This is a genomic window from Halorubrum sp. SS7 (assembly GCF_005435055.1).
GTDB classification, from domain to species: Archaea; Halobacteriota; Halobacteria; order Halobacteriales; family Haloferacaceae; genus Halorubrum; species Halorubrum salinarum.
This window is the reverse complement of sequence record NZ_SGXV01000657.1, coordinates 1-229: the sequence shown is the minus strand read 5'-3', so window position 1 is coordinate 229 and position 229 is coordinate 1. Positions and strand designations below refer to the sequence as shown.

At 69.4% G+C, this 229-nt stretch carries 1 protein-coding gene; it reads right to left on the bottom strand.

Going from position 1 to position 229, the window contains the following annotated elements; all coding sequences use genetic code 11:
• A partial coding sequence (locus tag EXE44_RS19525) for an SIS domain-containing protein (protein WP_137718134.1) occupies positions 1 to 229 on the bottom strand: 229 nt, incomplete at both ends.

The following is a 229-nucleotide window of genomic DNA, read 5'->3' as shown; positions in this document are numbered from 1 at the left end:
CGAGCAGCGACAGCGTCGCGACCTGTGCGGAGAACGACTTCGTCGCGGCGACGCCGATCTCCGGTCCGGCACGGACCAATAGCGTGTCGTCGCACTCCCTCGTCAGCGACGAGCCGACGACGTTCGTCGCCACCATCGTCCGCTCCGCGCTGGCCGCCCTGACGGCCGCGATCGTGTCCGCGGTCTCGCCGCTCTGTGAGATCGCTATCACGAGCGTCCCGTCCTCCTC